The sequence below is a fragment of the Proteiniphilum sp. genome, assembly GCF_034331125.1.
Lineage (GTDB): Bacteria > Bacteroidota > Bacteroidia > Bacteroidales > Dysgonomonadaceae > Proteiniphilum > Proteiniphilum saccharofermentans.
This window is the reverse complement of the sequence record NZ_JAXQGC010000048.1, coordinates 19,361-32,314: the sequence shown is the minus strand read 5'-3', so window position 1 is coordinate 32,314 and position 12,954 is coordinate 19,361. Positions and strand designations below refer to the sequence as shown.

The following is a 12,954-nucleotide window of genomic DNA, read 5'->3' as shown; positions in this document are numbered from 1 at the left end:
ATTTTCTCATCTATGCATCGATATTGGCATAGGTAGCATTTTCTTCAATAAATTCCCGGCGTGGTGCTACCTCTTCACCCATCAACATGGAGAAGATAACATCGGCGTCGGCGGCATTCTCGATGGTCACCTGTTTGAGGGTACGATTTTCGGGATTCATCGTTGTTTCCCAAAGCTGCTCGGCATTCATCTCTCCAAGACCTTTGTAACGTTGCGTATGGATAGCATTTTCGTTACCATCGGCATATTTGTTGATAAAAGCCTGTCGCTGCTGGTCGTTGTAACAATACTCTTCAATTTTACCTTTCTTGCAGAGATAGAGAGGTGGAGTAGCAATATAAACATACCCGCTTTCAATCAACAAGCGCATATAGCGGAAGAAAAAAGTAAGAATAAGGGTATCGATATGGCTTCCGTCCACATCAGCGTCCGTCATCAGAATGATTTTATGATACCTCAATTTTTCGATATTGAGTTCTTTGGAATCCTCCTCAGTTCCTATAGAAACACCTAAAGCGGTATATATGTTTTTGATTTCATCACTTTCCAGCACCTTATGCGGCATTGCTTTTTCCACATTGAGGATTTTGCCACGTAATGGCAAGATGGCCTGGAATATACGGTTACGCCCCTGTTTGGCGGTACCACCTGCAGAATCACCCTCCACCAGGAAGATCTCACTTTGTGCCGGATCCTTGCTGGAACAGTCGGCCAATTTCCCTGGCAATCCCGCACCCGATAACGGCGACTTGCGCTGCACCATCTCACGTGCTTTGCGTGCAGCCTGACGGGCCGTAGCAGCCAGAATAACCTTTTCTACGATCACCCTTGCTTCTTTCGGATGCTCTTCCAGATAATTTCTCAAAGCCTCCCCTGTAGCCTGATCCACAGCCCCTATCACTTCGCTGTTTCCCAATTTCGTTTTGGTTTGCCCTTCAAACTGGGGCTCGGCTACTTTTACGGAAAGCACGGCGGTGATCCCTTCACGGAAGTCATCACCACTAATTTCTACTTTTACCTTATCAAGCATTTTGGAATCTTCCGCATACTTTTTCAGCGTGCGCGAAAGACCACGTCTGAAACCGGTGAGGTGTGCTCCACCTTCGATGGTGTTGATATTGTTTACATAAGAATATATATTCTCATTGTAAGTATCGTTATATGTAAGTGCGATTTCGATGGGAATGCCACTTTTCTCCGTCACAATATGAATGGGTTCGGGAATAAGGGACTCCTTATTCTTGTCGATATAGCGAACAAACTCTTCCAATCCCGTTTCAGAGTAATAACGGTCTATTTTAAAACTACCATCGTCGTTAGGAGTTCGCTTATCGGTCAACGTAAGCGTGATACCTGCGTTCAGATAGGCCAATTCACGAAGACGGGTCGCTAATATATCGTGCCGGTATTCCAATGTGGTGAAAATGGCATCATCCGGCTTGAATGTGATAATCGTTCCGTTCTCTTTTGTTTCCCCAACAATTTTTACATCGGCATAAGGCTTACCTTTCGAATACTCCTGCATATAGATCTTGCCATCCTTGTGGATTTCGGCTTTCAGATAGATAGAGAGTGCATTCACACAGGAAACCCCCACCCCGTGGAGTCCACCCGACACTTTATAAGTACCTTTATCGAATTTCCCACCGGCATGTAATACGGTGAGTACTACCTCAAGCGCCGATTTTTTTTCCTTTTCATGATAATCGACCGGAATACCACGTCCGTTATCTTTTACAGTGATTGAATTATCTTCGTTGATAGTAACATTGATCTCCGTACAGTATCCGGCCAATGCTTCATCAATGGAGTTGTCGACGACTTCAGATACCAGATGGTGCAATCCTTTCTCGCTTACATCCCCGATATACATTGCAGGACGCTTACGTACTGCTTCAAGACCTTCGAGCACCTGAATATTTTGAGCAGAATAATTTCCACTTCCATTTTTTTTCTCTTCTTCTGACATTTCTTTCAATATATATTAAAACTACCTGTGAATTAGACTTCTACAATAAATTTGCTGATTTTTTCAAGACTGAACAAAAGTACTAAAAAATAGTCATTTTTCCAACCCCTTTTTGTTTTTTTAGAACGTTTGCGTCAAGCTAAATGAGCAAAGTCAAACTTGTTTGAATTTTGCCATAGCGAGCAAACGACTAACTTTAGTGAACGTTTGCGTCAAGCTAAAATAACGATTAAGCGAGAGCAATGTCAAGGCCAAAGACTTTCCAAAAAACCTATAAATGACAAAAGCGGACCTGTTGTCCGCTTTTGTCATATTATTCCTTGAGGAGCACTATCCTAAAACTCGTAATCAATGGCTGCTCTTCCAATCCTCACTTTTCCAATAAACTCCCCTACTTTTAAATGTTCAGGATGTCCGGCATAAGTTTTCAAATCTTCCAGCGAGTCAAATTCGCTATCGAGCACAATATCATAATTTTCAGAAGAAGCCAGTGGATGATTCGAGAAAACCTCTATCTTCCTGATCACAGGAATCACCGCTTTTAATGCCTCCAGTTTTTCTTTTACTATGAGAATGTTTTCCGCTTTAGCATTCCCCTCAGCCTCTTCAGCCAACTTAAAGAATACCAAGTGCCTTATCATCTCAACTCAAGCTGTTTACATGAGAAGCCAATTTCGACTTCAGGTTGTTGGCTTTATTTTGGTGTATCACATTCTTCTTAGCCAGCTTGTCGAGCATAGAACAAACTTCGGGATACATCTTCTGGGCTTCCTCTTTGGAAGTAAGCGTACGTAATTCACGCACTTTATTCCTGGTAGTGCGCGAAACGTATCTGTTTGCCAGACGACGAACTTTGGTTTGCCTGATTCTCTTTACAGATGATTTATGATTTGCCATTTCTATTGACGCGTATGTTTATTTTTTTTAATATTGTAGCCCATAGGGGAATCGAACCCCTCTTTCAAGAATGAAAATCTTGCGTCCTAACCGATAGACGAATGGGCCCTTTCGGGCGTGAACCCTATTGTTAAAGATCTTGCTGTCTCAATTGCGGGTGCAAATATAGAACGTTTTTCTGAAAGCGCAAAACTTTTCATTTAATTTTCTTCATTTTTCTTTTCATTTTCTTTCCGCAATTTGCCCAAAGGGCTGAAAAAGAGAAAAAAAGTATTTTTATCCCATATCGAATTGGTTCTTTCAAATATTTTATCTAATTTTGCAGCCCGTAAAATGAAGTCTCCCATAGAGAAGAGACCTTGTTTATCAGGAAATGGACAAACCGGGAAGGGCAAGGTGTCACAGGAGAAGCGCTTAAATCCAACCGGGCTTACATCTATATATAAAGAACAACGGAAATAAAAAAAATAAAATAATTGTATGAAAAGAACATTCCAACCCTCTAACAGAAAGAGAAAGAACAAACACGGATTCCGTTCCAGAATGGCTTCCAAAAACGGAAGGAAAGTACTTGCTGCCCGTCGCTCAAAAGGCAGGGCCAAACTTACCGTGTCAGACGAATATTAAAGACAGTATCTTTTAAAAAGACAGGAATAGGGTTGACTTATTCCTGTCTTTTTGTTAGGTGGCCACCATATATCTCTTCGGGTTCTTCACCTCTCTTTTTCCATACCACAACTACCCACTCTCATTATTTTTTGTACTTTTGTATCCCGTATATGCTTATACACTTATACGCGCGATTGTTATGAGTAAAAAACAAACTAAAAAATCTATCCTCAGCAACAGTATTGTAAAAAATCTGCTGATGATCATAATTTGCGGCATACTTCTGGTTGTCCTGGCGTTACTGCTCCTGAACGTTTATACAAGACACGGACAAAATGTGGTTGTGCCTTCATTGGAAAGCCTCCAGATAGAAGAAGCAAATACTATCCTCAGGGCCAAAGGTCTCCACGCCGAGATCGTGGACTCTATTTATCAGCGCGATGCCGTACCGGGAGCAATCATTGATCAGAGGCCCAAAGCCGGAAATAAAGTGAAGGAGGGACGCGCCATCTATTTGACGATTTACGCCAAGAATCCTCAGATGATTGCCATACCGGAATTAACGGACTACTCTATCCGTCAGGCCTCTGCGCTACTCAATTCAATGGGATTCACCCAGCTCTCGATCCAGGAAGTACCTGCGGAATATTCCGGCTTGGTAGTAGCTGTGGAATATAGAGGAAAAAGGTTGGCGCCTGATGAAAAAATACCTGGCGGTTCGCCACTCACACTGATTGTCACCAGTGGTGCATTGGCTGACTCGTTGAGGATTGACAACGAATATATCGTCCCTCCGGGGGAGAGAAGTGAGGGCAACGGCATTCAACCGGGAGGTGATGGAGCTATAGACGATTCATTTTTCTAACAGATTACTTGTGACGAAACAGAATTTGGACGACATCGATTTTTTATCTGAGGATGACGATGGAATAGTAGAAGGGTCCCGGGACGAAAATCAGAAATTCGAACATTTTCGGTTTGTAGCAGATAAGGGACAAAATATGCTGCGAATCGATAAATTTCTGTCTGTCAGGATAGAAGGGATTTCCAGAAACCGTATTCAACAAGCAGCCGAAGCTGATTGTATCCTGGTGAACGGGCAACCGGTAAAATCGAGTTACAAGGTAAAACCGCTCGATGTGATCTCTATCGTGATGGATCGTCCCAGACGCGAACTGGAGATCATACCTGAAGATATCCCGCTTAACATTGTCTATGAAGATGATGTTCTGATGGTGATCAATAAACCCGCCGGCATGGTAGTACACCCCGGTCACGGAAATTATACCGGGACCCTGGTCAACGCCGTAGCATATCATCTGAACCGGGATAATATCCGTAACATGGATGATCCGAGACTCGGTCTGGTACACAGGATCGATAAAGATACGTCTGGCCTGCTGCTGGTAGCCAAAACCCCGGAAGCCAAAACAAACCTCTCCGGACAGTTTTTCCGTAAAGAGACAAAGCGTATGTATGCCGCTTTGGTATGGGGGAATCCGGCGGACGACCACGGAACAATAGAGGGTAATATCGGGCGCGACCCGAACGACCGTATGCGTATGCGTGTCTTCCCCGACGGTGATCACGGCAAACCGGCTGTCACCCACTACAGCGTACTGGAACGATTCGGTTATGTAACATTAGTACAATGCCGGTTAGAGACAGGGCGTACACACCAGATTCGTGTTCACATGAAACAGATAGGACATCCATTGTTTAATGATGAACGCTATGGAGGTAATGAAATCCTTCGCGGCACCCATTTCGCGAAATATAAGCAGTTTGTTTTCAATTGCTTCGCTCTCTGTCCCCGGCAATGTCTACATGCACAAACATTAGGTTTTGTACATCCTACCACAGGAGAAGAGCTCTATTTTGAAAGCGATATCCCGGAAGATATGCAGTCGGTCATCGATAAGTGGAGAGCCTATAGTAGTGTGGCCAGATGATTCGGTGAAAAAGTGGAAAGGTGGAAAGGTTTGTTGATTTAACAATTTTATAATCTGACGGTTTAGAATTTGGGATCTGAATTAGCAATCGACGTGTCAATTAACAATCGGTGTAAGCCAAATCTTGAATTTTAAATCTTAAATTTTGAATTCTTGAAATAATGAAAAAAAATGTCGCCATTGTGTGGGGAGGCTACTCTTCGGAAATAGTGATATCCGAAAAGAGTGCTGCCGGTATTTACTCCTTTATAGACAAGGAAAAATACAATGTCTGCAAGGTCAGGATAGACCGCACCTCATGGGAAGTGGAAGTGGAAGATCAGGGTTGTTTTTATCCGGTCGACAAAAATAATTTCAGTTTTACGGATGGCAACGGCAGAAGTATCCTGTTCAATTTCGCCTATATCACTATCCACGGTACTCCCGGCGAAGATGGAACACTCCAGGGCTATTTCGATATGCTGAGTATCCCCTACTCTAACTGCGGCGTGCTGGCATCAGCATTGACATTCAACAAATTTATCTGTAATAATTTCCTGAAAAATTTCGGAATAGAGGTGGCCGATTCAATACTCTTGCGGAAAAATGACCCCTACCAACCGGACGAGATTATCTCCAGGCTGGGATTGCCTATCTTCGTGAAACCCAATTTGGGTGGTTCCAGTTTTGCCACCACAAAAGTAAAAGAAAGGGTACAACTCGAAACTGCTGTTGAAGAGGCTTTCCGGGAAGCACCCGAAGTGATTATCGAGAGTTTCCTGCAAGGGACAGAAGTAACCTGCGGCTGCTTCGAGGACAGCAAAGGAATGACGGTACTCCCCCTGACGGAAGTGGTCACCACCAATGAATTTTTCGACTTCGACGCCAAGTACAATGGGCAGGTAGAAGAGATCACCCCTGCCCGGATCCCCGAAGAGATAACCAAAGCTATTCAACAGGAAACCCAAAGAATATATCGTCTGATCGGTGCAAAAGGAATCATCCGGGTAGATTATATCCTGGTCGGAGACATGCCCGTTCTTCTGGAAGTGAACACCACACCGGGAATGACCGCCACCAGTTTTATTCCCCAACAGGTAAATGCGGCAGGACTTTCAATGACGAATATTATCACTGGAATTATCGAAAAAGAACTCAGTCAAATAGAAAAATAGAAATCTTTTTAACCCCTAACAATATTATGACAGAGACAATGAACCGATTCAATGATATCTGCCCCATTCCCGACAGCAACGTCCCGGAAACAATCGAGAGACTCATTGCCAACAGTTACTTCAGGCGTGCAGCTGAAGCCTTCGTAAAACCCCTTCCGTGGGAACAATTTACGGCAGTAATGAGCCAATGCCGAACCAAGGACGATTTTCAGCGTTATATCATCTATCCGGCCATGAAACAACTGATCGCTAAAACCACTGCCGATATGAGCGGTGCAGGATGGGAGAATATCCCCGAAGGCATAGGAACCCTTTTTATCTCCAACCATCGTGATATCGTACTGGACGCCGCTTTTCTGAATATGCTTATGGTCGATAAGGAAAAGCCTACCACCGAGATAGCTATTGGCGACAATTTGCTTATCTACCCATGGATAGAAGAGCTGGTGCGCCTTAACAAGAGTTTTATCGTGAAACGGGGTGTATCTGTACGCCAGATGCTGGAAGTATCGAAACATCTCTCGGAATATATTTATGATACGGTAAACCGGAGGGCACAACCGGCATGGATCGCCCAACGCGAAGGGCGTGCAAAGGATTCGAACGATAAAACACAAGTGAGCTTGTTGAAGATGCTCACGCTGTATAACAGCTCCGACCCGGCAAAAGCATTACAAGACCTGCATATCGTCCCCCTTTCTATCTCCTATGAGCTGGATCCTTGCGACTATTTGAAAGCCAAAGAGTTCCAGCTCAAGCGTGATAATCCCGGGCACAGAAAAACGGAAGCCGACGATATAGAAAATATGTACACCGGTATCATGGGATTCAAGGGGCGTGTCACATTCCGTTTCGGCACCTGCATCGACCAGGCTATCCGGGAGATCCCTGCGGCAACCGGCAGGAATGAATTACTGGAACAGGTGGCCTCGATTATCGACCGGGAGATTTACCGCAATTATACTTTTTTCCCGTTCAATTGGGTAGCATACGATTTAATGACCGGTACAGGACGATTCTCATCGCAGTATACGGATGAAGATGTGTCGAAATTCAATGCCTATCTCCAAAAACAGATTGAGAAAATAAATATCGCCAACAGAGACGATGATTTTTTGCGTGGAAAAATGATCGAGATGTACGGTAACACAGTTAAAAATCATCTGGAGGCATAATAATTATACAATGAGAGGTCATAGCCATACAGCTACTTTTTTGGTATTTTTACTGATCCTCCTTCTTTCCTCATGTGAAAAAGATCCGGGAAGGATGGACGATTACCTTGTAGAGTTCGCTACGGTGGTAAAGGAAAACTCAAAGTACCGTTTCAGGCTCGACAACGGCAGATTACTTATTCCTGAAGAAGTAAAAGATTATTCCGGGGAAGAAGGGCAACGCGTGATTCTCAATTACGTCCCACTTGGAGGAGATGCCATTAAAATCAACTTCGTATCTAATATATTTACCGGTAGCATTCAAGCAGAAGGTTTCCCTCAAAATTATTCAGATGATCCGGTGAAAATACAAAGTGTATGGGTTGGTGGAGATTGGCTCAACCTGATCCTGGAGATTGAATACCTCAATGTACCGCACAAAGTCGCACTATTCCGGGATCATTCCTCTTCATCGGCAGACCTCTATTTCAGCCATTCCTCCGAGAACGACCCTCCGGGATATCCCAGGATGATGTATGCCTCTTTTCTGCTCTCCGACCTGCAGAAACCAACAAGCGGCTCTCCTGTCCCTTTTCGTCTTTTTATCAACACCTATACCGGAATGCGTATATTTGAATTGGAGTTAAAATAAAAGCCGCGAATCCCAATCCGCAGCTTTTGTTATCTTTCTACTTTCCGTTCTCACCCAGGCACCTAATTTAGGCTTTTCCACCAACTATTCGTTACTGGTCAAAGGCGGGATGGGATCCTCATCTATTACAAAGTCTATTGGCAGAAGACATTTCACATGCACTTTCTCGCCGTTATTCTCACCCGGTATCCATTTCGGCATAAGTCCCAGTACGCGGATAGCTTCTTCATTGAGCGCCTTATCCGACCCATCCACCACTTCTATATTGGAAATAGAACCATCACTGGCTACAATAAATGAGCATAGGATTCTTCCCTCAATACCTTCCTGTCTGGCCTCACGCGGATAACGGATATTACGTGCAATGAAAGCAGACAACCCCGACTCACCATAGGTGTATTGGGGCATCTTGTCCACTATGGTGTAAATAGTATTGTTTTCAATGATCTCCGGTTTTGTCTTAGAATAATTACGGGCAGGTTGAACTGGTTTACCGGATGCAATTGCATTTTGATTGAGCCTGAAATACATGGGGACATATGTTTCAGAGCGCACAATCTCTCCCTTATGCCTTGCGGGGCGCCAGGGTGGCATAGCCTGCAAAATTCGTAATGCTTCTTCGTTCAGTAATGGATCTGCACGATGGATAATATTAAAGTTGGAAAGGGTACCGTCTTTCTCTACTACAAAGGTATATACTACCAATCCCTGCGCCTTGCGTTCTCTCGCATCCTCCGGGTATTTCAGCGTATTTGCAATAAAACGGTGCATCTCCGAAGTGCCTCCCGGATATATCGGTATTATATCGGGCTCTTCAAAAATCCTGTCACTATTCGAAATCGGCGCATCTTGTGCCATAACAACTGAATGTTCCGCAACAAAACCTCCAATAAAAATGCATGCGAAAAAAACAAAGAGAAATTTGGGTATACTCATCTGACTAATATGCTCTGAAATGTGTTATTTTTGATTCAGAAGCAAAGGTATAAAAAACCGATGGTTTTCCCAAAGGAAAAAATTCGCATTGATCTTAAATTTTCATATCTGTAGAGGAATCATACCGATATAATTTGGGTTGAATTATATTTTTTCCATACACATATTCCTCCAGGGAATAACGCTTATTCCAGTCTGTATTCTTACTTAAACGATTGCCATCCACCACCGTTGTACGCTTCAAATCCTTGACTTTTCAGTAAATTCACAGCCTGGGCACTTCGTGCACCACTAAGACAAACAGCCACAATAGGAATATTCCTGTCCAACCGGCTCATCTCAGTCGGTAGAAGGAACAACGGGATGTTGACAGAGCCCTTGACATGACCTAATTTATATTCTTCCACTTCGCGCACGTCCAGTAACACCGCGCCATTTTGAATCTTTTCTTTTAATTCGGCCTTACCCGTCAATTTGAATACATTACTAAAAAATCCCATTATAAATGATTATTATGTTTGTTAAATTATAAACGGTTTAAACTCTAAATAAATAAATTGATATTCGACTGTTCTGCTCTTTCCAGATAAGTGGCAACTCCACCAATGGTTACTCCGTCAGCCAACTCTTCTTTCCGTATCCCCATCACATCCATCGACATGGAACAGGCAATTAATTCCGCACCACCTTCTATGGCTTGCCGCATCAGGTTCTCCAAGCTATCGATATGTTTATTTTTCATCACAGACCTCATCATCTTGCTGCCTGCACCCATCATATTGATTTTGGATAATCCCAGCTTTTGGCTATGAGAAGGAAGCATCATTCCAAACATACGGGAAACCACATCTTTCTTCACGGCCGGTTTATCTTGCTTCTTGATAACGCTTAACCCCCAGAAGGTAAAGAATATACTCACCTTTTTCCCTGCAGCCAGCATACCGTTGGCAATCACAAAGGTAGCCAATGCCTTATCCAAATCATCACTGAAAACAATCAACGTTTTTGTATCACTTCCGTTCATGGGAGTACCTTTACCGGGAATAGAAATATTTTGGGGTTCTGTTTTTTGGACAGTCGCAGTGATAACACCTCCCGAATGATCCATATCAATCAGTTTAGCGCCCACCATATTACACCAGGCGTTTAAGTCCTGCCCGAACGCCTGGTCGGTTACTTTTATCGTCAATTGTTGCCCTGATAATAGGGTATCATAATGTTTCTTTAACTCCCTGATGGGTCCCGGACACTGTAACCCACATGCATCCACAACAACCTTTTTCTCCGATTCAACCCTTATCTCCCCGTCATCACGGATCACAGGAAAGAAATCACATTCAACGCCTATATCTCCGCCGACACTTCGTTGATCCTGCTGCACACATGAATAGGTCTTATATCCTCCCGACAGGTTGTACACGGCAGTATATCCATGCTGCAAAAGAATACGCGAAGCAGTATATCCCCGTAATCCTACTGCACAGTACACATAAATCGGCTTATTTACAGGTATTTCGGCTAGTCTGTCCCGCAATTCATCCACAGGAATATTCACAGCATTCCCTATATGCCCGAATTCGAATTCCTCTTTTGTCCTTACGTCAAGAATCATAGCGTCAGATTCCACCTCCAGCATATCGCTCCAGTGGATAACTTTGACACGATTTGTGAGAATATTTTCAGCAATAAATCCTGCCATATTTACCGGGTCTTTAGCCGAGGAGAACGGCGGTGCATAAGCATGCTCTATCTCCTGTAAGTCGTAAATAGATCCACCGTTGCCGATCACTTGTGCCAACAGATCAATCCGTTTATCCACTCCATCGAACCCTACAACCTGTGCTCCAAGCAGTTTCCCGTCGGGTGCAAAATTGATCTTAACGGTCAAGGGTAAAGCGCCGGGATAATATCCGGCATGTGAACCGGCATGACTGATTGAAGTCATATATTCCATTCCTTCCCGCGAAAGCAACTTTTCGGAAGCTCCGGATGAAGCAACCGTCATATCGAATATCTTGGCAATAGAAGTCCCGATGGTACCTTTGTACACACGCCTGTTTCCCATTATGATGTTATCGGCAGCAATCCTTGCCTGCTTATTGGCCGGACCGGCAAGCGGAATAAGCGCAGGTTGCCCGGTAATCGGATTTTTCACTTCCACAGCATCTCCTACTGCATAGATATCGGCGTTGGATGTCTGCATATAATCGTTGACCTGTATTCCTCCCAAACTGCCAATTTCCAGTCCTGCTTCCCTGGCCAGACTGTTTTCGGGCGTTACCCCGATACTCAGAATTACCATATCTGTCGGGATAGATTTCCTGCTTTCTGTCTTTACAACAATAGACTTTCCATCCGGTTCGAACGCTGTAATTTTTTCTTTCAGCAGGAGATCGATTTTCCGCGTACGAAGATATTGATGCACCATAGCCGCCATGGGATAATCAACGATACCCATCACCTGGTCGGCCTGCTCGACTACCGTCACTGACAGTCCGGCTTCTTTGAGGTTCTCAGCCATTTCAAGCCCGATAAAACCTGCCCCGACAATCACTGCTGATGATACATTTTTCTCCGAGATAAACAATTTGATCCGGTCCATATCTGGCACGTTCCGCAGTGAAAAAATATTTTCGTTCTCTATCCCGCTAATCGTCGGCTTTATGGGTTTTGCTCCGGTTGAAATAACCAGTTTGTCGTATTCTTCCTCATACTGCGTGGCTGTACCCAGATCCTTCACGGTAACGGTTTTCCTCACTGCATCTATCGCGACAACCTCCGATTTGATACGTACATCTATTCCGAAGCGGCTTTTAAACCCTTCCGGCGTCTGTAAAAACAGTTCGTCCCGTTCTTTTATCGTACCACCTATATGATACGGTAATCCACAATTGGCATAAGATACATATCCATCTTTCTCAAATAGTATAATTTCAGCCTTCTCATCCAGTCTTCTAAGACGTGCAGCCGCAGTAGCCCCGCCGGCCACTCCCCCGATAATGATAATCTTCATATTTATGTGTTAATTAATTGTCGATATACATATTTGTCAATAGCAACAATTTGGATAAATTTTTTATCCCCCTGCAATAGATGTCAATTTGCCTATCAAAGAATTCACGTCTATATTGAATCCTTTCATCTCGCTTATTTTCTTTCTCCCGGCGTCGGTAAGTGTAAAAATCATCTGGCGTTTGTCGGATACCCCTATCTCACGCAAAATAAATTCTTTCTCTTCCATAGTGTGGATAATACGCGATACCCTTGAACCGGACAATCCAATAAAATCTGCTAATTCGTTCGCAGATTTCGGCTTACCATCTTTCATGCAACAAAGCAAAGCTCCTTCATTGATAGTGATGCCGGCCTTCTCTGCGAATTGTTTTTCGTAAGCATAAAGCGCTTTATATATGTCCTTTAACCTGCAAATTGATTCCATTAAAAATAATTGCTACTACAAAATTTTTGCAAAGGAAACATTTTTCAAGCAAACTTCCAAATGTTTTTCAATTATAAAATCAAATAAATGATTTGGGATCAATATTTCATTTTTCGGTTTTCCTCTGGTTACATATGCCTCATGGGGGGTAGGTAAATATTTTGGTCTATAAAAATAAATCATATAATGAAT

At 43.4% G+C, this 12,954-nt stretch carries 13 protein-coding genes and 1 tRNA gene; 6 read left to right on the top strand and 8 right to left on the bottom strand.

All coding sequences use genetic code 11. From position 1 onward, the window contains the following. Window positions 1-10: 10 nt before the first annotated feature. From gyrB to U2P89_RS11920, 4 genes are all read right to left on the bottom strand, one after another. Window positions 11-1,969: a DNA topoisomerase (ATP-hydrolyzing) subunit B gene (gyrB, locus tag U2P89_RS11935; RefSeq protein WP_322191496.1), complete on the bottom strand. Its 1,959-nt coding sequence runs from the start codon at window positions 1,967-1,969 to the stop codon at window positions 11-13. A 335-nt stretch (window positions 1,970-2,304) separates the two neighbouring features. Beyond that, window positions 2,305-2,610 (bottom strand): Dabb family protein, encoded by a 306-nt coding sequence (locus U2P89_RS11930; protein WP_076931047.1) that lies wholly within the window; start codon window positions 2,608-2,610, stop codon window positions 2,305-2,307. Between the two features lies 1 nt (window position 2,611). Then, the gene (gene rpsT / locus U2P89_RS11925; protein WP_076931048.1) at window positions 2,612-2,866 is read right to left on the bottom strand and encodes a 30S ribosomal protein S20; all 255 of its coding nucleotides are present in this window, start codon (window positions 2,864-2,866) and stop codon (window positions 2,612-2,614) included. Window positions 2,867-2,902: 36 nt separating this feature from the next. Next, window positions 2,903-2,974 (bottom strand) — tRNA-Glu (locus tag U2P89_RS11920). A gap of 372 nt (window positions 2,975-3,346) precedes the next feature. On the opposite strand from U2P89_RS11920, the gene rpmH reads away from it, so the two are divergent. From rpmH to U2P89_RS11890, 6 genes are all read left to right on the top strand, one after another. Next, window positions 3,347-3,493 carry a 50S ribosomal protein L34 gene (gene rpmH / locus U2P89_RS11915; protein ID WP_076931049.1) on the top strand — a complete coding sequence of 49 codons (147 nt, stop codon included), beginning with the start codon at window positions 3,347-3,349 and terminating at the stop codon, window positions 3,491-3,493. Between the two features lie 181 nt (window positions 3,494-3,674). Continuing rightward, window positions 3,675-4,340, top strand: a complete 666-nt coding sequence (locus U2P89_RS11910) for a PASTA domain-containing protein (RefSeq protein ID WP_322191495.1) — start codon at window positions 3,675-3,677, stop codon at window positions 4,338-4,340. A gap of 10 nt (window positions 4,341-4,350) precedes the next feature. Next, window positions 4,351-5,427, top strand: a complete 1,077-nt coding sequence (locus tag U2P89_RS11905) for an RluA family pseudouridine synthase (RefSeq protein ID WP_091908507.1) — start codon at window positions 4,351-4,353, stop codon at window positions 5,425-5,427. 161 nt (window positions 5,428-5,588) lie between these two features. Next, window positions 5,589-6,581, top strand: a complete 993-nt coding sequence (locus U2P89_RS11900; RefSeq protein ID WP_322191494.1) for a D-alanine--D-alanine ligase — start codon at window positions 5,589-5,591, stop codon at window positions 6,579-6,581. Window positions 6,582-6,607: 26 nt separating this feature from the next. After that, window positions 6,608-7,756: a 1-acyl-sn-glycerol-3-phosphate acyltransferase gene (locus U2P89_RS11895; protein ID WP_322191493.1), complete on the top strand. Its 1,149-nt coding sequence runs from the start codon at window positions 6,608-6,610 to the stop codon at window positions 7,754-7,756. Between the two features lie 10 nt (window positions 7,757-7,766). Continuing rightward, window positions 7,767-8,387 (top strand): hypothetical protein, encoded by a 621-nt coding sequence (locus U2P89_RS11890; RefSeq protein ID WP_313382102.1) that lies wholly within the window; start codon window positions 7,767-7,769, stop codon window positions 8,385-8,387. 84 nt (window positions 8,388-8,471) lie between these two features. Here U2P89_RS11890 and U2P89_RS11885 read toward each other — a convergent pair whose 3' ends face one another. The 4 genes from U2P89_RS11885 to U2P89_RS11870 all read right to left on the bottom strand — a co-directional run bounded on the left by U2P89_RS11885 (window position 8,472) and on the right by U2P89_RS11870 (window position 12,762). Further along, window positions 8,472-9,245, bottom strand: a complete 774-nt coding sequence (locus tag U2P89_RS11885) for an energy transducer TonB (RefSeq protein ID WP_175456820.1) — start codon at window positions 9,243-9,245, stop codon at window positions 8,472-8,474. A 281-nt stretch (window positions 9,246-9,526) separates the two neighbouring features. After that, a complete protein-coding gene (locus U2P89_RS11880; protein WP_313382101.1) occupies window positions 9,527-9,823 on the bottom strand; it encodes a rhodanese-like domain-containing protein in 297 nt (98 codons plus the stop codon). A gap of 44 nt (window positions 9,824-9,867) precedes the next feature. Beyond that, window positions 9,868-12,336 (bottom strand): FAD-dependent oxidoreductase, encoded by a 2,469-nt coding sequence (locus tag U2P89_RS11875; protein WP_322191492.1) that lies wholly within the window; start codon window positions 12,334-12,336, stop codon window positions 9,868-9,870. A gap of 63 nt (window positions 12,337-12,399) precedes the next feature. After that, a complete protein-coding gene (locus U2P89_RS11870) occupies window positions 12,400-12,762 on the bottom strand; it encodes a MarR family winged helix-turn-helix transcriptional regulator (RefSeq protein WP_076931057.1) in 363 nt (120 codons plus the stop codon). Window positions 12,763-12,954: the final 192 nt, after the last annotated feature.